30 protein-coding genes are annotated in these 25,912 nt (G+C 59.7%); 21 read left to right on the top strand and 9 right to left on the bottom strand.

The window, feature by feature from the left end; genetic code table 11:
• Positions 1-10 precede the first annotated feature (10 nt).
• The 4 genes from JI721_RS01265 (at position 11) to JI721_RS01250 (ending at position 6,039) form a co-directional block, all read left to right on the top strand.
• Complete coding sequence (locus JI721_RS01265; RefSeq protein WP_274456278.1) at positions 11-2,863, top strand: 2-oxoglutarate dehydrogenase E1 component; 2,853 nt, start codon at positions 11-13, stop codon at positions 2,861-2,863.
• The gene (gene odhB, locus JI721_RS01260) at positions 2,860-4,182 is read left to right on the top strand and encodes a 2-oxoglutarate dehydrogenase complex dihydrolipoyllysine-residue succinyltransferase (protein ID WP_274456277.1); all 1,323 of its coding nucleotides are present in this window, start codon (positions 2,860-2,862) and stop codon (positions 4,180-4,182) included. The genes JI721_RS01265 and odhB overlap by 4 nt, the downstream gene beginning before the upstream one ends.
• A gap of 131 nt (positions 4,183-4,313) precedes the next feature.
• Complete coding sequence (locus tag JI721_RS01255) at positions 4,314-4,745, top strand: MarR family winged helix-turn-helix transcriptional regulator (protein ID WP_274456276.1); 432 nt, start codon at positions 4,314-4,316, stop codon at positions 4,743-4,745.
• Positions 4,746-4,908: 163 nt separating this feature from the next.
• The gene (locus JI721_RS01250) at positions 4,909-6,039 is read left to right on the top strand and encodes an MFS transporter (protein ID WP_274457595.1); all 1,131 of its coding nucleotides are present in this window, start codon (positions 4,909-4,911) and stop codon (positions 6,037-6,039) included.
• 155 nt (positions 6,040-6,194) lie between these two features.
• Here JI721_RS01250 and JI721_RS01245 read toward each other — a convergent pair whose 3' ends face one another.
• From JI721_RS01245 to JI721_RS01235, 3 genes are all read right to left on the bottom strand, one after another.
• Positions 6,195-6,512 (bottom strand): DUF1292 domain-containing protein, encoded by a 318-nt coding sequence (locus tag JI721_RS01245; protein ID WP_274456275.1) that lies wholly within the window; start codon positions 6,510-6,512, stop codon positions 6,195-6,197.
• Positions 6,513-6,622: 110 nt separating this feature from the next.
• On the bottom strand, positions 6,623-7,009 hold the full coding sequence (locus JI721_RS01240; protein ID WP_274456274.1) for a YlbF/YmcA family competence regulator: 387 nt from the start codon (positions 7,007-7,009) through the stop codon (positions 6,623-6,625).
• 20 nt (positions 7,010-7,029) lie between these two features.
• Positions 7,030-7,248: a hypothetical protein gene (locus tag JI721_RS01235; RefSeq protein WP_274456273.1), complete on the bottom strand. Its 219-nt coding sequence runs from the start codon at positions 7,246-7,248 to the stop codon at positions 7,030-7,032.
• A gap of 179 nt (positions 7,249-7,427) precedes the next feature.
• Between JI721_RS01235 and JI721_RS01230 the strand changes: the two genes are divergently transcribed.
• The gene (locus JI721_RS01230) at positions 7,428-7,562 is read left to right on the top strand and encodes a hypothetical protein (RefSeq protein WP_274456272.1); all 135 of its coding nucleotides are present in this window, start codon (positions 7,428-7,430) and stop codon (positions 7,560-7,562) included.
• A gap of 126 nt (positions 7,563-7,688) precedes the next feature.
• Positions 7,689-8,156 (top strand): DUF1292 domain-containing protein, encoded by a 468-nt coding sequence (locus JI721_RS01225; protein ID WP_274456271.1) that lies wholly within the window; start codon positions 7,689-7,691, stop codon positions 8,154-8,156.
• A 97-nt stretch (positions 8,157-8,253) separates the two neighbouring features.
• Here the strand turns inward: JI721_RS01225 and JI721_RS01220 are convergent, their stop codons facing one another.
• Positions 8,254-8,607 carry a DUF3055 domain-containing protein gene (locus tag JI721_RS01220; RefSeq protein ID WP_322790936.1) on the bottom strand — a complete coding sequence of 118 codons (354 nt, stop codon included), beginning with the start codon at positions 8,605-8,607 and terminating at the stop codon, positions 8,254-8,256.
• Positions 8,597-9,046, bottom strand: a complete 450-nt coding sequence (locus tag JI721_RS01215; protein ID WP_274456270.1) for an IDEAL domain-containing protein — start codon at positions 9,044-9,046, stop codon at positions 8,597-8,599. The genes JI721_RS01220 and JI721_RS01215 overlap by 11 nt, the downstream gene beginning before the upstream one ends.
• A 276-nt stretch (positions 9,047-9,322) precedes the next feature.
• Here JI721_RS01215 and JI721_RS01210 point away from each other — a divergent pair, with 276 nt between their 5' ends.
• Both JI721_RS01210 and JI721_RS01205 read left to right on the top strand, forming a co-directional pair.
• Positions 9,323-9,790 (top strand): isochorismatase family protein, encoded by a 468-nt coding sequence (locus JI721_RS01210; RefSeq protein ID WP_274456269.1) that lies wholly within the window; start codon positions 9,323-9,325, stop codon positions 9,788-9,790.
• Positions 9,791-9,948: 158 nt separating this feature from the next.
• Positions 9,949-10,131, top strand: coding sequence for a hypothetical protein (locus tag JI721_RS01205; protein ID WP_274456268.1), 183 nt, complete (start codon positions 9,949-9,951; stop codon positions 10,129-10,131).
• 95 nt (positions 10,132-10,226) lie between these two features.
• On the opposite strand, the gene JI721_RS01200 is transcribed toward JI721_RS01205, so the two are convergent.
• Complete coding sequence (locus JI721_RS01200) at positions 10,227-10,586, bottom strand: YgaP family membrane protein (RefSeq protein WP_274456267.1); 360 nt, start codon at positions 10,584-10,586, stop codon at positions 10,227-10,229.
• Between the two features lie 197 nt (positions 10,587-10,783).
• Between JI721_RS01200 and clpP the strand changes: the two genes are divergently transcribed.
• The 7 genes from clpP to JI721_RS01165 all read left to right on the top strand — a co-directional run bounded on the left by clpP (position 10,784) and on the right by JI721_RS01165 (position 17,479).
• A complete protein-coding gene (clpP, locus tag JI721_RS01195) occupies positions 10,784-11,371 on the top strand; it encodes an ATP-dependent Clp endopeptidase proteolytic subunit ClpP (RefSeq protein WP_274456266.1) in 588 nt (195 codons plus the stop codon).
• Positions 11,368-12,465, top strand: a complete 1,098-nt coding sequence (locus tag JI721_RS01190; protein WP_274456265.1) for a class I SAM-dependent methyltransferase — start codon at positions 11,368-11,370, stop codon at positions 12,463-12,465. Before clpP ends, JI721_RS01190 begins: the two co-directional genes overlap by 4 nt.
• A gap of 304 nt (positions 12,466-12,769) precedes the next feature.
• Positions 12,770-13,819: a type I glyceraldehyde-3-phosphate dehydrogenase gene (gene gap / locus JI721_RS01185; protein ID WP_274456264.1), complete on the top strand. Its 1,050-nt coding sequence runs from the start codon at positions 12,770-12,772 to the stop codon at positions 13,817-13,819.
• A gap of 153 nt (positions 13,820-13,972) precedes the next feature.
• Positions 13,973-15,121: a cysteine desulfurase family protein gene (locus JI721_RS01180; RefSeq protein WP_274456263.1), complete on the top strand. Its 1,149-nt coding sequence runs from the start codon at positions 13,973-13,975 to the stop codon at positions 15,119-15,121.
• Positions 15,122-15,142: 21 nt separating this feature from the next.
• The gene (thiI, locus tag JI721_RS01175; RefSeq protein ID WP_274456262.1) at positions 15,143-16,330 is read left to right on the top strand and encodes a tRNA uracil 4-sulfurtransferase ThiI; all 1,188 of its coding nucleotides are present in this window, start codon (positions 15,143-15,145) and stop codon (positions 16,328-16,330) included.
• A 47-nt stretch (positions 16,331-16,377) separates the two neighbouring features.
• Entirely contained in the window at positions 16,378-16,629 is a 252-nt protein-coding gene (locus tag JI721_RS01170; RefSeq protein WP_274456261.1) for a hypothetical protein, read from the top strand.
• A gap of 205 nt (positions 16,630-16,834) precedes the next feature.
• Positions 16,835-17,479, top strand: a complete 645-nt coding sequence (locus JI721_RS01165) for an RsfA family transcriptional regulator (RefSeq protein WP_274456260.1) — start codon at positions 16,835-16,837, stop codon at positions 17,477-17,479.
• 20 nt (positions 17,480-17,499) lie between these two features.
• Here the strand turns inward: JI721_RS01165 and JI721_RS01160 are convergent, their stop codons facing one another.
• Positions 17,500-17,985, bottom strand: coding sequence for an N-acetyltransferase (locus tag JI721_RS01160; RefSeq protein ID WP_274457590.1), 486 nt, complete (start codon positions 17,983-17,985; stop codon positions 17,500-17,502).
• Between the two features lie 115 nt (positions 17,986-18,100).
• Here JI721_RS01160 and JI721_RS01155 point away from each other — a divergent pair, with 115 nt between their 5' ends.
• Entirely contained in the window at positions 18,101-19,354 is a 1,254-nt protein-coding gene (locus JI721_RS01155; protein WP_274456259.1) for a Ger(x)C family spore germination protein, read from the top strand.
• 6 nt (positions 19,355-19,360) lie between these two features.
• Here JI721_RS01155 and JI721_RS01150 read toward each other — a convergent pair whose 3' ends face one another.
• Positions 19,361-19,846, bottom strand: a complete 486-nt coding sequence (locus JI721_RS01150) for a hypothetical protein (protein ID WP_274456258.1) — start codon at positions 19,844-19,846, stop codon at positions 19,361-19,363.
• A 172-nt stretch (positions 19,847-20,018) separates the two neighbouring features.
• The gene (ymfI, locus tag JI721_RS01145) at positions 20,019-20,786 is read right to left on the bottom strand and encodes an elongation factor P 5-aminopentanone reductase (protein ID WP_274456257.1); all 768 of its coding nucleotides are present in this window, start codon (positions 20,784-20,786) and stop codon (positions 20,019-20,021) included.
• 201 nt (positions 20,787-20,987) lie between these two features.
• Here ymfI and JI721_RS01140 point away from each other — a divergent pair, with 201 nt between their 5' ends.
• The 5 genes from JI721_RS01140 to JI721_RS01120 are packed head-to-tail and all read left to right on the top strand — an operon-like array spanning position 20,988 to position 25,848.
• Complete coding sequence (locus tag JI721_RS01140) at positions 20,988-22,334, top strand: acetyl-CoA carboxylase biotin carboxylase subunit (protein WP_274456256.1); 1,347 nt, start codon at positions 20,988-20,990, stop codon at positions 22,332-22,334.
• A gap of 47 nt (positions 22,335-22,381) precedes the next feature.
• Positions 22,382-22,600 carry an acetyl-CoA carboxylase biotin carboxyl carrier protein subunit gene (locus JI721_RS01135; protein WP_274456255.1) on the top strand — a complete coding sequence of 73 codons (219 nt, stop codon included), beginning with the start codon at positions 22,382-22,384 and terminating at the stop codon, positions 22,598-22,600.
• Entirely contained in the window at positions 22,597-23,517 is a 921-nt protein-coding gene (locus tag JI721_RS01130; RefSeq protein ID WP_274456254.1) for a hydroxymethylglutaryl-CoA lyase, read from the top strand. The genes JI721_RS01135 and JI721_RS01130 overlap by 4 nt, the downstream gene beginning before the upstream one ends.
• The gene (locus JI721_RS01125) at positions 23,514-24,311 is read left to right on the top strand and encodes an enoyl-CoA hydratase (RefSeq protein ID WP_274456253.1); all 798 of its coding nucleotides are present in this window, start codon (positions 23,514-23,516) and stop codon (positions 24,309-24,311) included. The genes JI721_RS01130 and JI721_RS01125 overlap by 4 nt, the downstream gene beginning before the upstream one ends.
• Positions 24,312-24,321: 10 nt before the next feature.
• The gene (locus JI721_RS01120; protein WP_274456252.1) at positions 24,322-25,848 is read left to right on the top strand and encodes an acyl-CoA carboxylase subunit beta; all 1,527 of its coding nucleotides are present in this window, start codon (positions 24,322-24,324) and stop codon (positions 25,846-25,848) included.
• Positions 25,849-25,912: the final 64 nt, after the last annotated feature.

Here is a 25,912-nt window from a genome sequence, read left to right as displayed (position 1 = left end):
TGGAGTTCTTGTGAGTATTCAACATTTCGCACAGGTCGGTTCATGGGAGGAACTCGCAGGGCCCAACCTTGGATACGCGATTGAACTGTACGAGCGATTCCTGGCCAACCCGGCGGAGGTTGACCCGGAAACGCAAGCGCTGTTTCAGCGCCTTGGACCTCCGCCTGTTGAAACCTACTCGGCGGATCAATTCAGCGGACAAACGACTGCGGTAACCGCGACCACGGAACCGGGCATGCGCCAGGTCCTGGCAGCACAGCGGCTCGTTCGGAACCTGCGTGCGTACGGCCACCTGGTTGCGCGCGTCAATCCGCTGGTCGACGAAGTCCCTAACAATCCGCTGCTGGACCCGGCCTCCTACGAATTGACCGAAGCCGACTTGGCTGCGATTCCGGCCCATTGGGTCTGGCGGGAAGCGCCGACGGACGTGGTTACGGGTCTGGACGCCATCCGGCGGCTGTACGCGATTTACTCGGGCACCATTGCTTACGACTTCGCGCACGTACATAACAGCGAGGAACAGCAATGGCTGACCCAAATGGCAGAAAGCGAATATTTTCTGAAGTCGATTCCGCGTGCGCAGAAGCAGGAAACTCTGTTTCGCCTGGTGGAAGTGGAGGCGTTTGAACGTTTCCTGCACCGGACGTTTGTCGGGCAGAAGCGGTTTTCCATTGAGGGCGTGGACATGCTCGTCCCGATGCTGGACGCGTTGATTCAGGACGCGGTTGGTGCCGGTGCAAAGAGCGTGATGATGGGCATGGCGCACCGCGGCCGCCTGAATGTCCTGGCTCATATCCTGGGCAAGCCGTACGGCAAGATCTTTTCCGAGTTTCACTCAGCCCCGAACAAGGAACTCGTGCCTTCGGAAGGTTCCATGGGCATCAACTACGGCTGGACGGGCGATGTGAAGTATCACCTTGGCGCCAGCCGCGCGGTACACGAGGGAGACGTCCGCGAAGTTACCCTGGTCATGGCCAACAACCCGAGTCACCTGGAGTTTGTCAACCCCGTCGTGGAAGGATTTGCACGCGCGGCTCAGGATGACCGGTCACACCCTGGCGAACCTGACCTGGACGTGGATGTTTCCCTCGCTGTGCTGATTCACGGCGATGCGGCGTTCCCGGGTGAGGGCGTCGTAGCGGAGACCTTGAACATGTCCCGTCTGCGCGGCTACCACACCGGCGGCACGATTCACATCATCGCCAACAATCAGCTGGGCTTTACGGCAACGGAAGAAGAAGGACGTTCCACACGCTACGCCAGCGACTTGGCCAAAGGGTTCGAGATCCCGATTGTGCACGTGAACGCGGACGACCCGGACGCCTGCATCGCGGCCGTTCGGATGGCGCATGCGTATCGGAAGAAGTTCCACAAGGACTTTTTGATTGACCTCATTGGTTACCGGCGGTGGGGCCACAACGAAATGGACGACCCGGTCATGACCCAGCCGACGATGTACGCGAAGGTCAGCAAGCACCCAACCGTACGCGCCCTGTACGCGGATACCTTGGTGAAGAACGGCATCGTGGCTGAACAGGACCTGAAAGCCCATGAAGAGCGTACGCAGCAAAAGCTGCAGCAGGCTTACAAGGACCTGAAAGATCACGAGGAGGAAAGCGTCCCGTCGCTGATTTCTGACAGCACCACGGCGCCCGCTCAGCCGGCTCCTGTGCCGCTGGACACCCTGCGTTCGCTGAACGAGGCGCTGCTGGCGCAGCCGCCCGGCTTCAACGTGTATCAGAAGCTGCACCGCGGTGTGCTGGAGCGTCGCCGGGCAGCGTTTGAGGGCGACGGCAAGGTGGACTGGGCGCACGGTGAGGCGCTGGCGTTTGCCAGCATCCTCAGCGAGGGAACGCCGATTCGGATGAGCGGCCAGGATGTGCAGAGAGGCACGTTCAGTCAGCGCCACCTGGTCCTGCATGATGAAAAGACGGGCGCGACCTACTGTCCGTTGCAGCAGCTGCCGCAGGCGAAGGCGTCGTTTGCGATTTTCAACAGCCCGTTGACGGAAGCGGCAGTGATTGGCTTCGAATACGGCTACAACGTTCAGGCGCCGGAGACGATGGTGATTTGGGAAGCGCAGTTCGGTGACTTCGCCAACGCTGGGCAGGTGTTGATTGACCAGTTCCTGTCCTCAGGTCGGGCGAAGTGGCAGCAGTCCTCTGGTCTGGTGATGCTGTTGCCGCATGGATACGAAGGTCAGGGTCCGGAACATTCAAGCGCTCGTGTGGAGCGCTATCTGCAGTTGTCTGCCGAGAACAACTGGCGCGTCGTCAACCCGACGACGGCTGCACAGTACTTCCATTTGCTGCGGTCCCAGGCGGCGCAGCTGCGCACCGATCCGCGGCCGCTGATTGTGATGACGCCAAAGAGCTTGCTGCGGAACCAGCGGGCAGCTTCGACCCCAGCTGAACTCGCCGAAGGGTCGTTCCAGCCAGTCCTGCTTGCGACCCCGCACGAGGATCCGTCCGCCGTGCGCAGATTGGTCCTGTCATCCGGCAAGGTCGGCGTCGATTTGTCAGCGTTCCTGGAAGAGCGCGAGCCCATTCCAGCGATTGCAGCCTTGCGCGTCGAACAGCTGTACCCGTTCCCGGCAGAGGAAATCCAGGCGTTCCTGCAGCGTTTCCCGAATCTCGAAGAAGTCGTTTGGCTGCAAGAGGAACCGCGCAACATGGGGGCGTGGACCTACATGGAGCCAAGGCTGCGGGAGATTCTGGGGTCGCTGCCGCTGCGGTACATCGGCCGTCCAGAACGGTCGAGCCCGGCAGAAGGACAGGCACATACGCATGACGCCGTGCAGCGGCAAATCCTCGAGGCAACTGTAGAAGGAATGGCAACGGAGACTGGAGGGGCAAAGAAATGAGCGAGATTCGAGTTCCAGAACTAGGAGAATCCATCGTTGAAGCGACGGTGTTGAACTGGTTTAAGCAGCCTGGCGACCCCGTGTCGGCAGGGGAAGCTGTCGCTGAACTGGAAACGGACAAGGTCAACGTGGAAGTCATCGCGGAAGAAGACGGGGTATTGACCGCCATCACGGCAGGCCCTGGGGAAACCGTCCAGGTCGGGCACGCCATCGGTGAAATCGGGCCGGCGGGCGCAGGCAGCGAGGGCGCAGCGCGCGGCGCAGAAGCGCCAGCAGCAGCGGCGCCAGCACCAGCACCGGCGGCGCCGGTGCCGACCCCAGCTGCAGCGCCGCAGGCGCAGCCAGCTGCACAAGCCGCCCCGGCCGCGACCGCAGCGGCCCCGGCCCCGGCGGCAGACAATGGCTTGTCCCGTGCAACGCCGGCGGTTCGCCGGCTGGCGCATGAGCGCGGCGTTGACTTGAACCAGGTCGTCGGGACCGGCGGCATGGGCCGAATCACCGAACAGGATGTCCTGGCCTACGCGAATCGCTCGTCGACCCCTGCACCGGCTGCCCAGGCGAGCGCAGCGCCTGCACCTGCGGCCCGCCCGGCTGCGGCGCCTCAAGCCGAGGGTGCGCGCCCGGACGAGGAAGTGCAGAAGATGTCTCGCCGTCGCCAGACCATTGCGCGCCGATTGGTGGAAGTGCAGCACACAGCCGCGATGTTGACAACGTTCAACGAGATCGACATGACCAACGTCATGGAGGTGCGCAAGCGCCGCAAGGCCGCGTTCTCTGAAAAGCATGGCGTGAACCTGGGCTTTATGTCGTTCTTCACGAAAGCTACGGTTGCCGCGCTCAAGCAGTTCCCGTTGCTGAACGCTGAAATCCGCGGCGACGAGATGATTGTCAAGCACCACTACGACATCGGCATCGCCGTGGCAGCCGAAGGCGGGTTGGTGGTGCCCGTGGTCCGGGATGCCGACCGCCTGAACTTTGCGGAGATCGAACGGGAAATCGCCCGACTGGCGGAAAAGGCCCGCAGCAACACGCTGAGCCTCAGTGACCTGCAGGGCGGCACCTTCACCATTACCAACGGCGGAGTCTTTGGTTCGCTGTTCTCGACGCCGATTTTGAACGGTCCACAAGTGGGCATTCTGGGCATGCACGGCATCCAGCAGCGCCCCATTGCGGTCAACGGTCAGGTGGAGATTCGCCCGATGATGTACGTGGCTTTGTCCTATGACCACAGAATCGTGGACGGGGCAGAAGCGGTGCAGTTCCTGGTGACCATCAAACGGCTGATCGAAGACCCGGAGAGCCTGCTGCTCGAAGGCTGAGTGGCTGCTCGAAGCGGAGTGCGAAAGACGCATTCGCATCACGCCATCCTGCAAGGCGGGGCCGGTTTACGGGCCTCGCCTTTTGCAGTACGATGGGAGCAAAGCACTGGCGGTGGAAGGGTACGAGGTCGATGGATCACGATCCACAACTCATTGGTTTCATCGAAAGCGAAGTTGCTATTTTGGTGCGGCGTGCCACGTCGTTGACGACGAACCGCAGGCTCGGCGTGCTCGACCGGTCGGCATATTTACTGCTTCGACAACTCGATGCGCATGGCCCGCTTGGGGTCAAGGCACTCGCGGAAGAATTTGGCCTGGATATCTCGACGGTCAGTCGCCAAGCAGCGGCCCTGGTGAGTAAAAACCTGGCCGAACGGATTCCCGACCCGCGGGACGGCCGGGCCAGTCATTTTCGCATTACGGAAACTGGGCGAAAACAGTTGGAGGAGACCCGACGTGCCCGGTTTGAGCGGTACGCGCGGCTGCTGGAAGGATGGACGGACGAAGAACGGCGGACGTTCGGCGAGCTGCTGGCACGTTTCAATCGAACGTTTGTGGACTGACTTTCGCATTGCGCCTACAGCCGGGCGAGGGTATAATATACGTTGGCAATTTAGTTGCATAATACAATTATATTTGCGTGGAGAGGGTGAGAACGGTTTGCAACCAGCAACTTCGTCGGTGCATGCACACGCAGCTACAGGTGAAAAACTTTGGAAGCAGCCGATGGCCGTCTGGGCGGTGTCGTTTGCGTGCGTGATCGCGTTTATGGGATTGGGGCTTGTGGACCCGATTCTGCCTGAGATCGGCAAACAACTGCACGCGTCCAAACCGCAGGTGGAGCTGTTGTTCACCAGTTACAACGCGGTCATGGCCGTGGCGATGCTCATTACGGGCGTGATTTCCAGCCGGATTGGTTCCAAGTTGACATTGTTATGCGGACTTGTCTTGATTGTGCTCTTTTCGTTTTTGGCCGGTCATTCTTCTTCCATTAGCCAAATTGTTGGCTTCCGCGCCGGGTGGGGACTGGGGAACGCACTCTTCATCGCAACCGCGCTTGCGGCCATTGTGTCCGTCGCACGCGGCGGAACAGCCGGCTCGGTCATTCTCTATGAAGCGGCCTTGGGCCTTGGCATCTCCGTGGGTCCGCTGCTGGGCGGTGTGCTCGGCGGAATCAGTTGGCGGGGACCGTTTTACGGTGTGGCCTGCCTGATGACCATTGCGTTTTTTGGCGTGCTGGTGCTGCTCAGAGGCGTACCGAAGCCGGCCAATCGTGTTTCTGTAGCCGACCCAATTCGCGCCCTGCGCTATCCGGGCTTGTTGACGATGGGCATCATGGCACTGTTGTACAACTTCGGCTTCTTTACGCTGCTAGCGTGGACGCCGTACATTCTGCCGAAATTGACGACACACGGATTGGGCTACACATTCTTTGGCTGGGGTGTGTTCCTCGCCATCACCTCCGTGTTTGTGGCGCCGCGCTTGCAAGCCAGGTTTGGTACCCTTCGCACAACATACGTGGTGCTTTCGCTGTTTGCGTTGGACTTGCTGGTCATTGGGATCTTCGGTTCACACGAGTGGGTGACCATCGTGTGTGTCATTATTTGCGGGGGATTCCTCGGCATCAACAACACATTGGTGACGACCGCCGTGATGCAGGCGGCACCTGTAGAACGGCCGACCGCGTCTGCCGCGTACAGCTTTGTCCGTTTTATTGGGTCCGCCATTGCGCCTTGGCTGGCTGGAAAAATGGCGATTTGGGTGAGCCCCTACTTTCCGTATTACATCGGTACAGCGGGTGTCTTGCTGGGGGTCCTGGTTCTGTACTCGGGCAGGAAGCACCTGCAATCGGTCTAATGCGGCCAACCCGGACTGAACCGTCGTTTCGCTGGACCGTGGTTCATCCGAACGACGATCCAGCGCAGAGACGGGGGCTGTCTCAAAAGGCATGGTAAGTGCCATTGAGACAGCCCCTGTTTTGTGTCGGTATGGCGTATGCCGGAAGGAAGGTTTTAGTCTTCCTCTTCGTCGTCTTCCTCGTCCAGCATTTCGTTATAGGCGTCTACAACTTTCTGCCATTCTTCGTCGCTTTCGATGTCGGCGAGCACCATTTCGTTGCCGTCTTCGCCGTCAATCCGGAAGATCACGCCCTCTTCCAGGTCTTCGTCGATTGGCAGCAACACTGCGTAATCCTTCTCGTCGACCGTCAACACTTCGCCGAGAACGAAGCTGTGCTCTGTTCCATCCTCATCTTCCAGCACAATGACTTCCTCATCCGAAAACTCATGGTCGTGATCATGGTCATGATCGTGGTTGTGTTCGTCCGTCATGTCTTACCTTCCTTTCCCCGTTGGGAAAAATAACTCGAACAGGATAGCATTTCACCGGGCGGAAGTCAAAGTGTTCCACGCTTCGATGACATCAAAAATTCAACAACCAATCAACAATCCCCGGAGGAGCAGCCGGAAACTTCGCCCGTCACCCGCTCCAAGACGGCTTTTGCGAGTTGGTTGGTGACCGCCTGCAAGAGGTCGTTGACCGCTGACTGCGCGGCCTGGAACTTCCGGACTTCCGGTATATTCTCCAATTTTTCAAGAAGCGATTCCATGTCGTGCATCATGTGCTTGTAATGTTCGAAAGGAACCCGCCGTGCCTGAAATTCGGCAATCTGCTCCTGCAGCTCCCGAAGCTGGGCCATCATGACCTGGGCTTCAGGCACCTCCTTGAGGGCGAGTTCGCATTCCTTGAACTGTATGATTTCCGGGGACTGAATGATGAGGTCCGCCAGTTCTTCCGCTTCGGCCCAGAGTTCATTGCGATCGACCATGGATGCCTCCTAACGGTGCCTTACGCTTTGGTATGATGGTGGTGCCGGTGATGCTTTTCGTTGTATTTCCGAAACGGCTCCGTCGGCGCGCTTTCGATTTTGTCTCCGATGACGCCCAAAATCACAGCGGCCACCACACAGCCAATCAGCACGGGGTAGGAATGGGAGACGAGCCCTGCAATCACGAGGGCAAACAGGACACCAAACAGGATGTAACGAATCGTCATCGTTTTTTTCATGGTGGAATGGAGACTCCTTTCCGTGCGCTCACTTGTCCAACACCGTACACCCAAGCGAGTGTACACTTGCCATGATTATACCATAAAGAGGCGCTGGAATATTCCGAAGCGCTTGACCTTCCGCGAAACGATTTTTAAGCTATACTATAGGCGATACGTGTGAAGAGGGGGAGCGCACCTTGCTGACCAACGGTCTGATTGGCATGGCGGTTGCCGCAATTGGCTTGCTGTTCTTCTTACATATTTGCGCATCGGAAACGAAAGAGAATTTTGACCGTGCGCTGGCGAAGGAACTGAATGACACAGAGTCCTAAGCGCGCTTGACATGACGTGGTGGCAGCAGGGGCTTGGTGCACCTGCTGTTTTATTTTGCAAGCCGTGTCCGGTCTCTGCGCCTGCAGTACGCACAGGGCCGAACGTTGGGAATGGAGGTTGTTTTGATGGCGTGGGTGCAGCCGACCTTGGCTTTTCCGAAAGCGGAACAATACGCGTTCTTATACGAAAATGCGCATTTGCTGATGTTGTCGTGGGAGCGTGACAATGCGAAATTTCTGTTTCTCATCGTGGACCAGAAGGACGGAGAACTGGTCCTGGATTACCCGGGAGAGCGATTCACGAATACGGTGCTCGATACCATTGAAAACATTTTTTTGATTCAAGTGCAGGAGGAGTCTGGGGAAGCGAAGCGGTACGCACTCGGGAGTTACTTTGTCGCAGGCAGCCGCAGGTATGGTGCCTATTATGAACGCGAAACGGAAAGCGAAGAGCCGAATGTCGTGCTGTTTCGCATTGAGGGAGAAGCGCCCGATTTGTCACTGGAAGTGCTGGATGAGGATGAGTATCAGGAAGTCGCGCAGATCTTTGTGGAGCAGCACAACGAGCTCCATGTGTCCCAGCGGGACAGTTGAACGCTTTGAACGGTTGAATGGAGCTGATTGTACTCGGCTTGTCAACGGATGGCACCCGACTGCCTCTGAAGGCACCCCGCTTCCGGGAACGGGGGCTTCAGAGGTTTGCTTGCAAAAACTCGGACAACTCCGCGCCTTCCGCTTCGTCCTGAATGTTGAAAATGTCCATCACATACGCGAGGTTGGCAGCGTCGTCGTCGTTCATAATCGCCGTCCGGCCGCTTTGAATCACAAACACCAGTTTCTTACCGTAAAAGTGGTCGGTGGTTGTGATGGCGACATCGAATCGACTGTGGTCTCCGGTGTATCCCACAAACCGCGTCGAGGTCTGTTCCGTATCGTCGTACAAAATGGCATCGCTTTGCATCGTTTCATCCTTTCCGACATGTGCCGAAGCGGCAGACGCCAGTCCCGCCGCCAGGGGCGGGACTGGGCGGCTGTCAGTTGTCACTGGACGTCAGCTTGCGCCACTCCTCGGAGGCCTGATAGAACAACGCCTCATCCCGTTCGTCCAAAGCGCGGTCAATCAGCCGACGAAGCTCCTCCTTGCGGAGTGCGCGAGCCTGTACTTCCTGAAGTACCTGCGTGACTTCCGACGGGACGGGAATGTCCGGCAGATTGATGAACAGGTACAACGTTTCCTGCTTTTGAAAGAACGCGTGAAGCAGTTCCAAAATTCCGGCCGGCTGGCTGACCTTTTGCAGCACCCCGTTCACAGGAATGCGTGCGATCATGCCATGCCGTCCGATGATGAGCAGCGGTACGTTTTCAAGGACAATATGTGTCAATTCCACCTGTTGATGTCGAGCGACCAAATAATCCAGGATTTGATCGGCCCCGGCAGGCAGGATTTTGGCTTTCAGTGACAGGATATCTTCTTTCGCAATCATGGATTATCCCTCCCAGTGCCAAGTGTCGTGGAAAGAGCCAACATGCGGCTGTTGTTCCAGGGCCCCTTCTCGCTGCTTCATTGGATTCGTTGGTCAGGATATGTCAAGGTAATTGTTACTCCATATCATATCAAATTTCCTGGGTGGAGAGAAGCGGCGAATCCCTGGGTATCATAAGATTCGAACCGAATTCCCTGCTTTGGTGGTCGTCCGTTTCATGGTATACTGCGAGTGGATACAAAGGTCCATGGACCCTGTAAAGGATGTGAAAACACGGTGAAAAAAGCCATCATTTGCCTGGATGTCCAGGAAGATTTTTTACGGAATACTCTGGACTATGTTGCGCCGCTGTGTCAACGCTTCCTGAATCGGCATGGAGACGAGTACGATGCCATCATCCTCACACGGTGGGTCTATGAGGAGCTGCAAGGCCAAAACACTTTGCTGCTGTCCCATCCAAAGGCTGTGGTTGTTGAAAAGAGCACCTATTCAGCGTACACCGAAGATACGCGCAAAGTGCTGGAAGAACGCGGCATTGAGGAAGTGCATATTGCCGGTGTGGACGCTGAACTGGCGGTGCTGGCGACGATGTTTTCACTCCTTGACGCAGGTTACCACGTGAAAATCCTGGAGCGGCTGGTCGCTTCGTACCACGGCCGCAACTGGGAGTCCATGATGATTGCCCGGCACGCGGTGGGGCCGGAAAACGTCATTCCGCTTGGCGGGGACCGGGTGTACGCTTGAGTTGTTCTGCACGGCGCCTCCACGCGAGGCGGTCGATGGTCACCAACGCACGCCAGCGGGCGCCGCTGCCAATCGGCGCGGCTCGCGCGCCGGACCAAAGTTTGCCGGACTAGAAGGCGTCTCTCTTGCGGCATACTACAGCCCAGGGAGGCGGGGACATGGACAAATGGGTGTACTTTGCCGGTTTGTACGACTCCAAGTTCGAGGCTTACTGTGCCGTAATGTGGGTGGAAGCCGACGAGCGGATCCGCGGTACCCAGGCGCCCAATGAAGTCCAGGTGTATCAAACGCGCCGGGGGAAATTCGGCGTTCGATTCCGCCAGGACGCGCACGCGATGTAACGCACGCGATGTAACGCACGCGATGTAACGCACGCGATGTAACGCACGCGATGTAACGCACGCGATGTAAACAGGGGGCTGTCAGGCCCCCTTTTTTATTGCACGGGCTGTTCAGGTGCTTGCTGTTCAGATGCTTGCTGTTCAAATGCCTCTCGTTCAACCGTTTTCTGTGTGGGGCGATGGACGCGTCCGTCGTGCGTGTGCGTACCCAGTTCTTTTGCGTCGCACTTTGCGTGTGTGTCCTTTGGGTCTTCCTTCTCCTGTGCGTCGTTCGCGCGTGGCTGCGCATCAGAACCTTTGGGCGCCAAGACAGATTCCGTGAGCTGCGCGATGGGGCACCATCCAGTGACAGCTTCGGCCACTTTCATCGCACCGAAGGACATCATCAGGGCCCGGGCCACGGGCGCGCGCCGAATTTGGGCGCTCCCGGCCAGCGCGAGAAGACCAGTCGTCATTCGAACATACCGCTCAATTCTGCCGATGTTGGGCTGCATACATTGTCACCTCGGTGAAGTAGTATGTCCGAAATGGACAAACCTATGTTTGACTTTGACTATCCTTGACTAAAATGAATGATTGCGGCATACTATGGCCGAGAAGTTGAATGAACGAAGCGCTGGCTTCGTGGGATGAAAGAGAAGGAGGAATTTTGATGAGCCTGGTGCCGATTGTCATTGAGCAAACGACGCGCGGTGAACGTAGTTACGATATTTACTCCCGGCTGCTGAAAGACAGGATTATCTTTCTCGGGACTGCGATTGACAACGAGGTTGCCAACGCCGTGGTGGCACAGCTCTTGTTCTTGGCTGCCGATGACCCGAACCGGGACATCCAAATGTACATCAACAGCCCAGGCGGGTCGGTCAGTGCCGGACTCGCGATTTACGATACCATGCAGCACATTAAGCCGGCTGTTTCAACGATTTGTGTCGGTTTGGCCGCGAGCATGGGGGCGGTGTTGTTGACCGCCGGCGCCAAGGGCAAGCGGTTCGCGCTGCCGAACGCGGAAATCATGATTCACCAGCCGCTGGGGGGGGCGCGCGGACAAGCGTCGGACATCGCGATCCACGCTGAACACATCATCAAGACCCGTCAGCGCCTGAACCAGATTCTCAGCGAGCGGAGCGGGCAGCCGCTGGAGCGGGTCGAGCAGGATACCGATCGCGACCGCTTCATGTCTGCCGAAGAAGCGCGCGCCTACGGGCTGATTGACGACATCATCGTACCCGGCGCAAAATGACGTCCGAGCTGGAGCGGGCACTCCGTGACGCTGCTCGGCAGCCGGGAGGACTGACCTTCCGGCGCTTCATGGAGCTGGCGTTGTACGGCCCGGGCGGTTACTACACGGAGGCGGTGCACATTGGCGGCGCGGCGGGAGATTTTTACACTGCCGCGCAGTCGCCGCTCTTCGCCGCCGTGATCGCAAAGTATGTGTGTGCCTGTTACGATGAATGGGAGCGCCCGGAAGCCGTTCAGATTGTGGAGTTTGGGGCAGGACAGGGCGAGCTGGCCGCCCAGCTGCTGACGGCCGTGCTTCGTGCATTGCCGCCGGACGTCCACCTGACATACAGCATTGTCGAACGCTCTGAGCGATTGCGAAGCGAGCAGCAGCGCGTCCTGTGTCGTCACGAAGGACTGGAGGAAGGGCTGGCGGCTCGTCACGTTCGTTGGGGCGAACCCTTGCGCGCCTTGCCGACGGTGGTGATTGGCAACGAGGTGCTGGATGCGTTTCCAATCGAACGCGTCAAGCGTTCGCAGGATGGCTGGCTGCAGGCCATGGTTGTGAACCAGGAAGATGGTTCATTTGTCGTCCGCTGGCGGCAAGCGCCGCCGGAGGTTGCACGGCTTGCGGCGCGGTGGCTGCCCATCCCTGTTGGAGCCATCGGAGAAGTTTGTCCGGATTATGCGGATTTCTTTCGCGCCGTCGGTCAGTTGGGACCGCCGCTGAAAGCGCTGTTTTTTGACTACGGAATCACGCAGGAAGAGTGGGCTGCGGGACTGCGACCGGAGGGGACCGTGCGTGCGTACGCCAGGCACATGCTGGTCGATGCGCTGGCTGCCCCCGGAGCGCAGGACATCACCGCGGACGTGCATTGGGACCATGTCTGCGCGAGCGCGCGTGCCGCGGGTCTTCATGTACGCGGCCTCACCCCGCAAGGGAGTTTCCTCATCCAACATGGCATTTTGGAGGCCTTCGAGCAGTGGCAGCAGGCGGCGCAGGGTGAAGCGGCCCGGCTGCGTACGGTGCCGATGGCAGGGCAGTTGAAACAGCTCATTTTTCCGGGCGGTATGGGCGAACGGTTTCAGGTCCTGGAATGCGAGCGAGCAGAGTGAGGCGAGTGTGGTGCTGCGACGACTGGCAATCGGGTGTCTAATTGCAGGGGTGTTGTTTCTCGTGCTCGGCGTTCGATTCTGGATGACGATGCAGTGATTTGATGGGTCATCCGACGCTGTCATCCGCTGGTGTCATTTCATTGGGACGTTTTTCGCCCGCGGCACGATGCGTTTGTCCTCACTTTTCACCGATTTGTGACATACTATTTACTGCGGCTGAGTAAATGGTATGGAACAATCGGTTTTATTTGTGTAAGATAAAAGGGCGAACGGCAAACGTGCGCAAAGGGGCGTTTGACAGGATATGACCATTCGAATGGCAATCAACGGATTTGGACGAATTGGGAGAATGGTGTACAGACGGGCGATGGAACTGGATGACATTGAAGTCGTCGCAGTGAATGGGACGGCAGAACCATCTGCGCTCGCCCACTTGTTGAAGTACGATTCAATTCATGGACGGTTTGATACCCCCATTCAACTGGTGGAGAACGGCTGGTACTGCGGCAGCCAATTTACGCGGCTGTTTGCGACACGTGACCCGTCCGAGCTTCCGTGGGGCGAATTAGGCGTCGATGTGGTCATCGAATCGACGGGAAAGTTTCGGACGCGTGAATCGGCCGGGATCCACCTGGAACAGGGCGCTTCGAAGGTGATTATCACCGCGCCGGCCAAGACAGCGGAAGATGCCGACTTGACCGTCGTGATGGGGGTCAACCACGACGCGTACCGATACGAGGACCATCATATTATCTCCGGGGCCTCGTGCACCACGAACTGCCTTGCGCCTGTTGTCAAGGTTCTGCACACGGAATTCGGGATTGAAAACGGACTGATGACCACGGTTCATTCTTATACCAATGACCAGCGAAACCTGGACAATCCGCACAAAGACCTGCGCCGCGCGCGCGCGTCCGCGGAGTCCATCATTCCGACCAGCACGGGTGCTGCCAAGGCCATTGGCCTCGTCATTCCCGAGCTTGCGGGGCGGCTGAACGGCATCTCCCTGCGGGTACCGACGCCGAACGTGTCGGTGGTGGACCTGGTGGCGCAACTGCGCGTTCCTGTGACCGTCGAGCAGGTGAACGCGGCGCTGAAATCTGCGGCGGACGGGGAATTGGCCGGCATCCTGGGCTACACGGAAGAGCCGCTGGTGTCGGTGGATTTCAACGGAGACTCCCGTTCTTCCGTCGTCGATGCGCTGACGACGATGGTCATCAACGGCACGACGGTCAAGGTGTTGTCCTGGTACGACAATGAGTGGGGCTACTCGTGCCGGATGGTCGATCTCGCCCGACTGGTCGGCCAGCCCAACCGGGTTAACGCCCGCACCGCGGTCCTCGAACGGGCCTGACGAGAACGGGCCGACGGCGCGTGCGCCGCATCGGAAAACAGCATGAACAAGCACAGAAGAAGCCGTGGTTCGACCGACAGGCGGGGCGCTCTGGGGAGCGCCCTTTTCGTTTGTCCGCGCATTCGTGTAGGATAGGGACAGGAGTTGATCCCGATGGAATTGTATTTCGATGCAGCGGCCACCACGCCGTTGCTGCCAGAGGTTCAGTCGGCCATCGAGGCGGCGTTTTCTTTGTATGGGAACCCCTCTTCTCTGCACCGCAAAGGGGTGGAAGCGGAACGGGCCATCGGCGCCGCGCGGGACGCCGTCATGCAGTGCTTGGGCGTTCGCGGGCGGGGTGGCCGCGTGGTCTTCACCGGCGGCGGCACAGAAGCCAACAACCTGGCGATTCGCGGTGTGGCGCTGCGGTACCGCGATCGCGGTCGCCATCTTGTGACCACCCAGATTGAGCACCCTTCCGTGCTCGAAACCTGCCGCGCGCTGGAGAACGAAGGCTGGACGGTGACCTACGTGGCGCCGACGCCGCAGGGGGACATTCGCGCACAAGACGTTCTTGGTGCGGTGCGGGATGACACCGTGCTGGTCACCATGATGCACGTAAACAATGAGACGGGCGCGATGCTGCCTGTGGAGACGGTCGGCGAGGCGCTGTCGACCCGCAAGAAGACCCTGTTTCATGTGGACGGGATTCAGGCCTTCGGAAAGATCAAACACTGTGCAAAGCAGAGCTATGCCGATTTGTACTCGGTTTCAGGCCATAAAGTGGGCGCCCCCAAGGGGATCGGCGCATTGTATATCCGGGAAGGGCTGTCCATCGAACCCGTGCTGTACGGCGGCGGGCAGGAGTTTGGCCTTCGCTCCGGGACGGAAAATGTCCTTGGCATTGTGGCGATGGGGACGGCCGCCGAGCGGGCGGACGCCGCGCAGGATGAACGCTGGAAGCGCGTTTGTGCCTTGTCGGAGCAGCTGTGCAAAGGGTTGGAAGCGGTGGCTGGCTGCACACTGCAGCGCCCTGCGGCTGCCTCTCCGTACATTGTGAGCGCATCGTTTCCAGGCCTGCGGGGCGAAGTGCTGGTGCACGCGCTGGAGGAGGAGGGGCTGTATGTGTCGACGGGATCGGCATGTTCGAGCAAAGGTGGACATGCGACGGACAGCCACGTCCTGAAGGCCATGGGCCGTTCCAAGGCGGAAGTGACTGGCACCCTGCGATTTTCGATGGGCTGGTGGACCACTGAGGAAGATGTGGCGATGGCCATCGACATTGTCAACAAACAGGTGAGCTGGCTGCGGTCGCTTGTGTAGCCGGACGGAGGGTCAAAGTTGATGAATCAGTTGATTGTTCGATATGGGGAAATCAGTCTCAAAGGGAACAACCGCAGTGAGTTCGAAAAGACGCTGGTCCGCAATATTCGGCGGCGCATGAGTCCGTGGCCGTCTGTCCACGTCGAACGGATTGGCGGACGGATTGTCATCGAGCTGAACGGCGCGCCGCCCGAGGAAGTCATTCCCACTGTCCAGAAGGTGTTTGGCATTATTTCCATCAGCCCGGTGGTGAAGGCGGATGTCAACCTGGATGCAGTGCGAGAAGCGGCGGTCGAGACAGCGCGCGAGGCCATCGAGGCTGCCGGGCGCCCGAGCGGTGAACTCACTTTCAAGGTGGAAGTGAAGCGGGCCAACAAGCGATTTCCGATGAAGTCGCCGGAATTAGCTGCAGAACTTGGCGGCGGCCTGTTGGCGGCGTTTCCAGGCCTGCGGGTGGACGTGCACGCGCCGGACTTCACCGTGTATGTGGAGATTCGCGAAGAGGGTGCCTACCTGTATGCGGTCAAATACCCGGGACTCGGCGGCCTGCCGGTCGGGTCGAGCGGCAAGGTCGGACTTTTGTTGTCGGGCGGCATCGACAGTCCGGTCGCAGGCTGGCTTGCCATGAAGCGCGGCGTGGAGGTCGAGGCCATCCACTTTCACAGTTTCCCGTTCACCAGTGAACGCGCCTTGCAGAAGGTGGAAGACCTGGCGCAGATTTTGGCGGACTGGGGCGGCCGCGTCCATTTGCACGTCGTGCATTTCACCGACGTACAGACGGCGATTCGAAAGTTCTGCCCGGAACCGTTGACCATCACCATTATGCGGCGCATGATGCTGCGCATCGCGGAGCAAATCGCGTCCAGGCGAGACCTCGCTGCACTGGTGACGGGAGAAAGCCTGGGCCAGGTGGCCAGCCAGACCCTGGACAGTATGCGCACCATCAACGATGTGACGCGGCTGCCGATTCTGCGTCCGCTCATTGCGGAGGACAAGGTGGACATCATTCGCCGCGCGCGGGACATTGGCACCTACGAGACGTCGATTTTGCCGTATGAGGATTGCTGTACCATTTTTGTTCCGAAAAGCCCGCGGACGAAACCGAAGGTGGAAGAGGCGGTTCGCGGAGAACAGGGCCTTGACATTGACGCACTCGTGCAAGGGGCGGTCGAGCGCACGGAGATGAAGACCTTCCACCGCCGAACGTAGCTGACTAGTGTGACCCGTTCTGGCACAGACTAGACGGGGGTGGTAAAATGCGCTGGATTCGCTTGACAATTCGTGTGATGAAGGCACTGGCGGTTGCATATACCCTCTGGCGCGGGCTCATGCGCGGACGTTGGCTGGCGGCAGGCTTTGCGCTGTGGCGAATTTTGCAGCGGGATCGGCAAGAAGATGTCAGCCGCAGAGCAGCGGCTGCATTCCTGGGCGCCGGGGACCCTGCGATTTATCGGCGCAAGGGGTGGCGGAAGCTCGGCACCCGCTTTCGCCGTGCACCGATGGCATAACGCTGCATGGTCTGTGCCATCTGCTGTCAGAGTGTTTCACAAATCACCCGAGGCTGCACAGCCTCGGGTGATTTGTCATGTTTAAACCCTTTTAGGGTTGGGCATAACAAATGATAGTTTCGTGATAACGCGGGTTGGAAGAAATTTGCCCTCATGGGCGGGCCCGGAAAAACGGATTGTGGTAGCATTCAGGAGGCCAGCAACGATGAAACAAAATTTGCGCACCATGCGGCAGGACGCGTGGACCACGGAAGATGACGCTGTGTTGGCGGAGGTGGTGTTGAACCATATTCGGGACGGCAGCACGCAGCTCGCCGGATTTAACGAAGCCAGCAGGCGATTGGGCCGCACGGCCGCTGCCTGCGGGTTTCGGTGGAACGCCTGTGTCCGCAAGCAGCACCGTGCAGAAATCGAGATTGCCAAGGAAGAGCGCAAGGAACGAAAGTCCGCGAAGGTGCAGGCGCAGATGGAAGGCGGCGATTACGACCATCCAACGGCGACCTTGATGACGTGGGCACAAGTGCTTCGCTTTCTGCGCCAGGAAAAGAATACGGCGCAGCAGTGGGCATCCCGCTGGCGTGCCGCGGAGCGGCAGTGCAATGAATGGCGTGAAAAGTATGAAACGGCACAGGCAGCACTGGATGAATTGAAGCAAGCGCACGACCAGCTGCAGCGCGACTACCAAACGGTGTGGGCTGACTATCGTTCTCTGGTACAGATTGTGGAACGCGCGCGCAAGGCGGCGTTCCTGGACGACAGCGAACTGCCGTCCGAAGGATTTATGTATCGGATCGATGAGTACGGCAACCTCGAACGTGTCCAAACCCAGGAGATGGAGCAGGCGGAGTAGGAAGCGGCGTTTGCGCCGGCTTACCGCAGGCGGGTGGCGTCCTCCTCCGTTTGCTCCTGGGGGATCCAAACGTACGGGTTTTCCCCCCGGTCTCGGGTCGGACTGTATTTCAGCGGTCGGAAGCCGAGCTTGACAAAGAAGTCCTGAGCGCCGTATCGGACATTGGTCTTGATGGGACGGCCCAGGGATTTCGCGTGGTTGACGAGCGCCCGCCCGTACCCGCGTCCTTTGTATCCTGGCAGGACTTCCAGTTTCCAGAGTTCATAGTGGTCGCGCGGCGGGGTGAAGTAGCGGTCAAAGCGCGCCTCGATGGGGTACAGGCTCATCCGCGCGACCAACTTGCCATCATGATAAATCCCGTAAAAGGGTGAACTGCTGTTGTCCTCGATGAGATTGGCCTGCAGGTCCTCCAGCATCGACAGCTCTTCGAGGCCGTTTTCCCGAAACTTCCTGAACTCTTCCAGTGTTTTGTAGTTGATATTCAGCCGTTCGACCAGCACATGCATCGCCAAGTTTCCTCCCCCCGTCTCCCAATCATACTACCATGAAACCATGTCTGGCACAGAAGCTTGTATGATGTCCCAGCCCTGGTGGGAAGCTACCCTGGGGCAGGTGAACGGATTGAGATTGTGGGGACGCCGCAGACAGGTCGTCGGCATTGCTGCAATGTGTGCATTGAGCTTTCTGACGACCGGATGCTTTGACCGCATGGAACTTGAACAGCAGGCGTTTGTCGTGGCGCTCGGTGTAGACAAGGCACCGGGCAACATGGTGGATTGCAGTTTTCTCATCTCGCTGCCTGTCAATCCAAACGGCGGCGGCGGGGGAGACGCGGGCAATCAGCCGACCGCGAGTAAGGGACCCATCACGTTTCGGGCACACAGTATCACCGAAGCCATGCAGCTTGCCAACTCCAGTGTGGAACGGACACTCACGCTTTCCCACTTGTCGTTGATTCTCTTCAGCTCGTCGATGGCTAAGCATGGACTCGACCCGGAGATTCGCCCGCTGGTTCGCTACCGGGAGTTTCGAAGAACCACGTTCGTCGCGGTCAGTGAGGGCAACGCGCGGGACATTCTCGCGGCGAACGCCCCTGTCCTGGAGAAGTCGACCAGTCGTTGGGCGGACGACATCGCAGATGTCGGGCGTCGCAGCAATTTGATTCCTGTCACGCAGTTGCACGACTTTCTGCGGCGTTTGGAAGACGCGCATGAGGATCCGATTGTTCCATTGTGTGCCATCAACCAGACGGCCGCGTCGTCCAGCGGGTCGTCTCTGCCCAGCGGCGGCTTAAGCTATACGGCCGGCAGTATCTCCCGCGCAGGCGGGAATCCTGTGGAGTGGTCTGGGGCTGCTGTGTTCCGCAAAGACAAACAGGTTGATGAACTCAACGGTCGCCAGGTCATGGACCTGCGCATGCTGCAGGGCAGGCTCAGCCGTGCGAAATACACGTTTCCCGACCCGTACAACAAGAATGAAACGGTTGGGCTGACGATTCGGCGCGAACGCGCGCCTGAGGTGAACGTTCAGTTGACCCGGCCTATGCAGATCTCGGTCGTGATCCCCTTGGAAGGTGATTTAATCAGCACCCAGGTCACGACGAACTACGACCTCCCCGCCGCACGAACCAAGCTGCAGCGAACGGTCGATCAGGCACTCTCCAAGGAACTGAGCACGTTGGTGACCCATTTGTCGCATGACGATGGGGTCGACGTGGTACCCATCTCCCGCTATGTTCGCGGCCGGTTTGCAACGTACTCGGCGTTCGCGCAATACCCTTGGGAGCAGCAGTTGTCGAGTGCGAACATCAACGTACAGGTTCAGCTCCAAGTACGGCGGTTCGGCATCCAGTCCAAGCCCGTGCAATCCACCTGACGGGACTTACCACGCATCCCACCAGGGTGGCTGCATCGGCGCGGCCGGGCGCGTGTGTGGGGGGGCGGGGCTCCGGGCTGCCCACGGCTCCGACGGGCTCGAAGGCGGCTGTGAAGGCGGCGGTGGTGCCTCTGAAGGCTTCCGTGCCTCTGCGGAGGGGGACTCCTCGTCCGCATCCTGTGTCACCATAGTGCTTGCGCTCTGGGCGACGTATTGTATCAGGGTTGCGAACAGCGGGCTCTCTGCGAGCTGCAGGAGCGCTCTTGCATCGAAGGTCTGTTCTTGAAGCAACCCCTTGCGCAGTGATTTGGACAGCGCAATGAGCAGCCGCAGATACTCGCCGGAAGTCAGTCCGAGGGCTTTGGCTTCCTTGCGGATTTCCGTTTGAAGCTGTCGATTGAGGCAGCGCGCGGCGCGGCGGCGAGCGGATTTCGAAGCGTGGTGGATGACCTTTGCAGGTTGGCGCCGCGTACGAGACTTCGTCCGCTTCATGTCACATCCCTCCCGCGACAGCACAGGGGCAGCCGTGTGCGGCGGCTGACCCCTGTCAGTTGCCGTGGTGCTCTCTTTACTCAATGCAAACACACACCGGCAAGACAGGGCGAGTGTTCCTGAAGGCGGGAGATTCGGCGTACGCCTATGGATGTGCCAATTCAATCACGAGTTAAATCACGAGGCCGCCGTTTGGGCTAATCACCTGACCGGTCATAAACGACGCACTGGGAGAAGCCAGAAACAGCACGGTGTGCGCCACATCTTCCGGCGTACCGAGGCGTCCGACGGGGGTTTCCTGCGCCAGGGCGCTGCGCTCGTCCGAGGTCAGGGTTTGCAGCATATCCGTTTCAATGGCACCTGGCGCCACACAGTTCACCGTTACGCCGTTGCGTCCGACTTCCTTAGCGAGGGCCTTCGTGAAGGCAATCAGCCCACCCTTGGAGGCAGAGTACGCAACTTCGTACGACCCACCTGCGATGCCCCAGATGGATGAAATGTTGATGATACGTCCGTACTCTGCACGCAGCATATACGGAAGGACTGCTTTCGCGCACAGAAAGGAGGCGGTCAGATTGCTCTTTACCAGCGCATTCCAGTCTTCGAGGCTCGTCTCCAGCAGCAGACTGGCCTTCGAGATGCCCGCGTTGTTGATGAGAATGCGCGGGACGCCCAGCGACGTCGCCATCACCATCAGGTTGGTGACGTCTTCCGGAACCGTGACGTCCGCCTGCACGGCAATGGCCCGGCTGCCCACAGCCCGGCAGGTGTCGACCACAGCATCCGCTGCGTCTTTCGATTGCCGATAGTTGACGACCACGTGCGCGCCAGCGCGTGCCAGCGCGATCGCGATGGAACGTCCGATGCCCCGGGAGGCCCCGGTCACAACGGCAACTTGTCCGAACAACGGACGTGTGGTGGAGAAAAAGGGTTCAGACATCCGGCAGCAACCTCGTCTTTCCTTTTGCGCTCAAGCGCCTATTCTAGCATAAGTCCCGGAAAAATCACAGTTGCGGAAGTCCCTTTTGCAAACAGGAACGGCCTCTGGTACCCTAAATACGATGGAATCACAGGCTTGCGAGCGTCCTGACAAGGCAGCCGTCCTTGTCGGCGCTGACCGACTGGGAGAGGAAGGGAGTCTATGATTCGGAAGCTGTTGATTGCCAACCGGGGAGAGATTGCCAGGCGGGTCATTCGGACGTGCCGACGGATGGGCATCGCGACAGTCGCCGTGTACTCGGACGCTGATGTGAAAGCGCTTCACGTCCAGGAAGCGGACGAATCCGTGCGAATTGGGCCGCCGCCGGTTGCACAGAGTTACCTGCAAATCGAAGCGATTGTCGAGGCCGCTCGGCAGACCGGGGCAGATGCCGTGCACCCGGGGTATGGGCTGCTGAGCGAAAACGCGGTGTTTGCGAAAGCTTGTCAGGAAGCGGGCCTGGTGTTCGTGGGGCCGTCTCCCGAGGCAATCGCTGCGATGGGCAGCAAGGTGCAGGCGCGGGAGACGATGCGGGCGGCGGGTGTTCCCATCGTGACGGGGTCGGATGGGCCTGTGCCCAGTGTGGACGCGGCCGTTGAATTGGCGCAGGGAATTGGCTATCCCGTGATGCTGAAGGCATCTGCGGGCGGTGGCGGCATCGGGATGCAGGAAGTCCGCTCGGACGAAGAACTCGTGCGGGCGTTCGCGTCCAACCAGGCGCGTGCCAAGGCGTACTTCGGCAGCGGTGAAATGTTTCTCGAGAAGCGCATTGTGTCGCCGCGGCATGTGGAAATCCAGGTCTTGTTTGACGGGCATGGAAACGGTGTCTTCCTGTGGGAGCGCGAATGCTCCATTCAGCGCCGGCATCAGAAAGTGGTTGAAGAGGCGCTGTCTCCCTTTGTGGACGAGGCGCTGCGTACGCGCATGGGCGAAGCCGCGCTGGCGGCCGGCCGCGCGATTGGGTATGTCAACGCAGGCACGGTCGAGTTTTTGGTGGACGCCGACCGCAGCTTTTACTTCCTTGAAATGAACACGCGCCTGCAGGTGGAACACCCTGTGACGGAGATGGTCACTGGACTCGATTTGGTCGAATGGCAGCTGCGCATCGCGAGCGGGGAGCCGCTGGCGTTCGCCCAGCAGGACGTGCGCCGCGACGGACACGCCATTGAAGTGCGCGTCTATGCCGAGGACCCGGAGAAGATGCTGCCCTCGCCCGGCACCATTTCCCGCTTGGTGCTGCCGGAAGGCGAAGGGATTCGCAACGACGTCGCGGTGGCGAGCGGCTCGGAGGTGACGCCCTTCTACGATCCGATGATTGGCAAACTGATTGCCCACGGCAGCACACGCGAGGAAGCGACCGAACGACTGCTTCGGGCACTCGCCAGCTACGAGGTGGAGGGCATCAAGACGAACTTGCCGCTGCTCCAGCGCATCATTGCTTCGGAGGCGTTTGCCGAGGGCAAGACAACGACAGACTTTCTTGACAAGTACATTTTTCAGAAGGCATAAGGTGCGTGTCCCATCATGGGCGCCGCTTCAAAAAGGAGAAGAGAACCATGGCGAAAATTATGGCGACAATGGCAGGAACGGTGCTGCAGGTCCTGGTGTCGGAAGGCGAGCAAATCGCAGCTGACCAGGATGTGGTGATTCTCGAGTCGATGAAGATGGAAGTGCCCGTCGCATCCGAGGCGGCTGGCAAGGTGACCGTTGTTCATGCGAATCCTGGCGACTTCGTGAACGAAGGGGATACGCTCCTGGAAGTGGAGGAAGGATGAACCTGCCCTCCGAAGTCATGTTGAAGGAAGTTGGGCCGCGCGACGGGCTGCAAAACGAGTCGCGCGTGGTTTCGACGGAAGACAAGGTCGAACTGGTCAACCGGCTCACGGCTGCGGGCTTTCGCCACATCGAAGTCACGTCATTCGTGCATCCGAAGTGGATCCCGGCGCTCGCCGACGCCGATGCGGTGCTGGCCGCCATTGACCGTAAGCCTGGCGTGTCGTACAGTGCGCTGGTGCCGAACGAACGCGGACTCGAGCGCGCGTTTCGCGCGAAGGTCGACGCCGTCAATGTGTTCATGTCCGCGAGCGAATCGCACAATCAGAAAAACATCAACAAGTCGATCGCAGAAACGTATCCGGTGCTGCGCCCCGTCGTCGAGGGTGCGAAGGCGGCCGGGCTGCCGGTCCGCGGCTATGTCTCGACCGTTTTCGGCTGTCCCTATGAAGGCCATGTGCCGATTTCGCAAGTATTGGAAGTGAGCGAGCGCTTGCTCGACATGGGCGTCGATGAACTCTCCCTCGGGGACACGATTGGTGTCGCGGTGCCCACCCAGGTCACAGAGGTCGTGGAGGCCCTGGCAAAACGCGTCCCGTTGTCGAAGATTGCGCTGCACTTTCACGATACGCGCGGGACCGCCATCGCCAACATCATGGCCGGGATGGCGGCCGGCGTCACGATTTTCGACGCGTCCATCGGCGGGCTGGGCGGCTGCCCGTATGCGCCGGGCGCGTCCGGCAACGTGGCGACCGACGACGTGCTGTATCTGCTGGACAAGATGGGGATAACCACCGGGATCGACCGGGAGAAAGTCGACGAGACGGCCGCGTGGCTGGAAGGGGTGCTGGGCAAGGAGCTGCCGAGCCATGCGCGTGCCGTGAACCGAGGACAGACGGAGGGGTGCACGAAACCATGAGTGAAGCTGGGGGAACGAACGACCTGGTGCGGGTCGAGGAAGCGGACGGGGTGGTGACGCTCACCCTGAATCGACCGGAAAGTGCCAACGCACTGTCACAGGCACTGCTGCAGGCGCTGCACGGCGCGGTGTACGATTTACACTTTCGGCCCGACGTGCGGGCTGTCATTCTCACCGGCGCAGGCAGCAAGGCGTTCTGCGCAGGCGCGGATTTGAAGGAGCGGCGGGGTATGCCGGAAGTGCAGGTGCGCCAGGCCGTGGCACGGATTCGCAGTGTGGTTGAGTCCATTGCGGCGCTGCCGATGCCGACCATAGCGGCTGTCAACGGCGTCGCGTTCGGCGGGGGCACGGAACTGGCGTTGGCGTGTGACCTTCGCATCGCGGCCGCGTCGGCCAAAATGGGGCTGACGGAGACCGGGCTCGCCATCATTCCGGGGGCGGGCGGCACGCAGCGGCTGCCGCGGTTGATTGGCCTCGCGAAAGCGAAAGAATTGATTTACACGGCAAGGCGGATCGACGCACAGACCGCGCTGGCGATTGGCCTGGTCAATCAGGTCGCGGCCGATGATGAACTCCTTCCGGCTGCACGGGCGCTCGCTGCCGAAATCGCGCAGAACGGCCCGGTGGCGGTGCGTCAGGCGAAGTTCGCCATTGACAAGGGATTCGACGTGGGTCTGGAAGCGGGGCTTGCCATCGAGGGCAAAGCGTACGAACTGGTCATTCCTACGGAAGACCGCGTGGAAGCGCTGCAGGCGTTTGCGGAAAAGCGGAAACCCGTGTTCAAAGGGAGATAGGAGTGCGAACATGAGCAACGAACGACTGGAACAGGCTCGTCAGCGCGCCATGGCTGGCGGCGCGCCGAAGTATCACGAGAAGAATGCAGAAGCAGGGAAATTGTTTGTCCGCGACCGGCTGCGGTTGTTGTTTGACGACGACGTCGAACTGGAGGACGGGCTGTTTGCCAACTGCATGGCAGACGGCTTGCCGGCGGACGGGGTGGTGACGGCCATCGGGCGGATCCACGGCCGGCCTGTCGCGGTCATGGCGAACGACAGCACGGTCAAAGCGGGGAGTTGGGGTGCCCGCACGGTCGAAAAAATCATCCGCATCCAGGAGACGGCGGAGAAGCTGCAGATCCCGCTGGTATACCTGGTGGACTCGGCCGGCGCCCGCATTACCGACCAAATTGAGATGTTTCCTGGGCGGCGCGGCGCAGGGCGCATCTTCTACAACGAAGTCAAGCTATCCGGCCAGATTCCGCAGGTGTGCGTGTTGTTTGGACCGTCCGCGGCGGGCGGGGCGTACATTCCGGCGTTTTGCGACATTGTCATCATGGTGGAGAAGAACGCCAGCATGTACCTCGGTTCACCCCGCATGGCGGAAATGGTGATTGGTGAGAAGGTAACGCTGGAAGAGATGGGCGGCGCGCGCATGCACTGCACGGTCAGCGGCTGCGGCGATGTGCTGGTGAAGACGGAGGAGGAGGCCATCGAGTCGGCACGCCGTTATCTCAGCTATATGCCCGACAACTACCAGCAGCGGCCGCCGCGGACAGAAGCGCGTCCGGCGGCTGTGTTCGACAAGACGATTGAGGACATCGTGCCGGCGAATCAAAACGCGCCCTTCAACATGCTGGATTTGATTCTGCGTGTCGTGGACGAAGGCTCGTGGTACGAAATCAAGAAGCTGTTTGCCCAGGAGATTTTGACCGGACTCGCGCGCATCGACGGCAAGCCGGTGGGCATCATCGCCAACCAGCCGCGCTACAAAGGCGGGGTGCTGTTCGTCGACTCGGCAGACAAGGCAGCGCGGTTTATCAGTCTGTGTGATGCGTTCGCCATTCCGCTGGTGTTTCTGGCCGATGTGCCGGGCTTCATGATTGGCACCGCGGTGGAGCGCGCGGGCATCATCCGGCACGGCGCCAAGCTCATCGCCGCCATGTCGGAGGCGGCGGTGCCGAAAATCAGCATCATCGTCCGCAAAGCGTACGGCGCGGGGTTGTATGCGATGGCGGGGCCTGCGTTTGAGCCGGACTGCTGCCTGGCATTCCCGACGGCGCAGATTGCCGTGATGGGGCCGGAGGCGGCCGTGAACGCGGTGTACAGCAACAAGATTGCGGAGCTGCCGGAAGCGGAGCGTCCTGCGTTTGTTGCCCAGAAGCGCGCGGAGTATCAGCAGGACATCGACGTCTATCGATTGGCCTCGGAGATGGTCATCGACGGCATCATTCAGCCGAACGACCTGCGCGAGGAACTGGTCAAGCGCCTGGCCGCTTATGAATCGAAGAACCTCACGTTCACGCGCCGGAAGCATCCCGTGTACCCAGTTTGATGCGGTGACAGTGCGTGTTCGAAAAGGGTCATAGGGAAGATGCGAGGAGCCGCAGTCTGGTGGA

It is taken from the genome of Alicyclobacillus cycloheptanicus, assembly GCF_028751525.1.
GTDB classification, from domain to species: domain Bacteria; phylum Bacillota; class Bacilli; order Alicyclobacillales; family Alicyclobacillaceae; genus Alicyclobacillus_L; species Alicyclobacillus_L cycloheptanicus.
The sequence above is the reverse complement of the archived record's forward strand: the minus strand, read 5'-3'. Positions and strand labels throughout refer to the sequence as shown.

Excerpts from the sequence above, each read along its gene's own strand:
- JI721_RS01180 (WP_274456263.1), top strand. The coding sequence starts at position 13,973 with ATGGAATTGTATTTCGATGCAGCGGCCACCACGCCGTTGCTGCCAGAG.
- JI721_RS01150 (WP_274456258.1), bottom strand. The coding sequence starts at position 19,846 with ATGAAGCGGACGAAGTCTCGTACGCGGCGCCAACCTGCAAAGGTCATC.
- JI721_RS01190 (WP_274456265.1), top strand. The coding sequence starts at position 11,368 with ATGACGTCCGAGCTGGAGCGGGCACTCCGTGACGCTGCTCGGCAGCCG.
- JI721_RS01120 (WP_274456252.1), top strand. The coding sequence starts at position 24,322 with ATGAGCAACGAACGACTGGAACAGGCTCGTCAGCGCGCCATGGCTGGC.
- JI721_RS01215 (WP_274456270.1), bottom strand. The coding sequence starts at position 9,046 with ATGATTGCGAAAGAAGATATCCTGTCACTGAAAGCCAAAATCCTGCCT.
- JI721_RS01250 (WP_274457595.1), top strand. The coding sequence starts at position 4,909 with ATGGCCGTCTGGGCGGTGTCGTTTGCGTGCGTGATCGCGTTTATGGGA.
- JI721_RS01255 (WP_274456276.1), top strand. The coding sequence starts at position 4,314 with ATGGATCACGATCCACAACTCATTGGTTTCATCGAAAGCGAAGTTGCT.
- gap (WP_274456264.1), top strand. The coding sequence starts at position 12,770 with ATGACCATTCGAATGGCAATCAACGGATTTGGACGAATTGGGAGAATG.
- JI721_RS01245 (WP_274456275.1), bottom strand. The coding sequence starts at position 6,512 with ATGACGGACGAACACAACCACGATCATGACCATGATCACGACCATGAG.
- JI721_RS01200 (WP_274456267.1), bottom strand. The coding sequence starts at position 10,586 with ATGACGACTGGTCTTCTCGCGCTGGCCGGGAGCGCCCAAATTCGGCGC.
- odhB (WP_274456277.1), top strand. The coding sequence starts at position 2,860 with ATGAGCGAGATTCGAGTTCCAGAACTAGGAGAATCCATCGTTGAAGCG.
- JI721_RS01170 (WP_274456261.1), top strand. The coding sequence starts at position 16,378 with ATGCGCTGGATTCGCTTGACAATTCGTGTGATGAAGGCACTGGCGGTT.
- clpP (WP_274456266.1), top strand. The coding sequence starts at position 10,784 with ATGAGCCTGGTGCCGATTGTCATTGAGCAAACGACGCGCGGTGAACGT.
- JI721_RS01205 (WP_274456268.1), top strand. The coding sequence starts at position 9,949 with ATGGACAAATGGGTGTACTTTGCCGGTTTGTACGACTCCAAGTTCGAG.
- ymfI (WP_274456257.1), bottom strand. The coding sequence starts at position 20,786 with ATGTCTGAACCCTTTTTCTCCACCACACGTCCGTTGTTCGGACAAGTT.
- JI721_RS01225 (WP_274456271.1), top strand. The coding sequence starts at position 7,689 with ATGGCGTGGGTGCAGCCGACCTTGGCTTTTCCGAAAGCGGAACAATAC.
- JI721_RS01165 (WP_274456260.1), top strand. The coding sequence starts at position 16,835 with ATGAAACAAAATTTGCGCACCATGCGGCAGGACGCGTGGACCACGGAA.
- JI721_RS01135 (WP_274456255.1), top strand. The coding sequence starts at position 22,382 with ATGGCGAAAATTATGGCGACAATGGCAGGAACGGTGCTGCAGGTCCTG.
- JI721_RS01240 (WP_274456274.1), bottom strand. The coding sequence starts at position 7,009 with ATGGTCGATCGCAATGAACTCTGGGCCGAAGCGGAAGAACTGGCGGAC.
- JI721_RS01125 (WP_274456253.1), top strand. The coding sequence starts at position 23,514 with ATGAGTGAAGCTGGGGGAACGAACGACCTGGTGCGGGTCGAGGAAGCG.
- JI721_RS01130 (WP_274456254.1), top strand. The coding sequence starts at position 22,597 with ATGAACCTGCCCTCCGAAGTCATGTTGAAGGAAGTTGGGCCGCGCGAC.
- JI721_RS01235 (WP_274456273.1), bottom strand. The coding sequence starts at position 7,248 with ATGAAAAAAACGATGACGATTCGTTACATCCTGTTTGGTGTCCTGTTT.
- JI721_RS01140 (WP_274456256.1), top strand. The coding sequence starts at position 20,988 with ATGATTCGGAAGCTGTTGATTGCCAACCGGGGAGAGATTGCCAGGCGG.
- JI721_RS01160 (WP_274457590.1), bottom strand. The coding sequence starts at position 17,985 with ATGCATGTGCTGGTCGAACGGCTGAATATCAACTACAAAACACTGGAA.
- thiI (WP_274456262.1), top strand. The coding sequence starts at position 15,143 with ATGAATCAGTTGATTGTTCGATATGGGGAAATCAGTCTCAAAGGGAAC.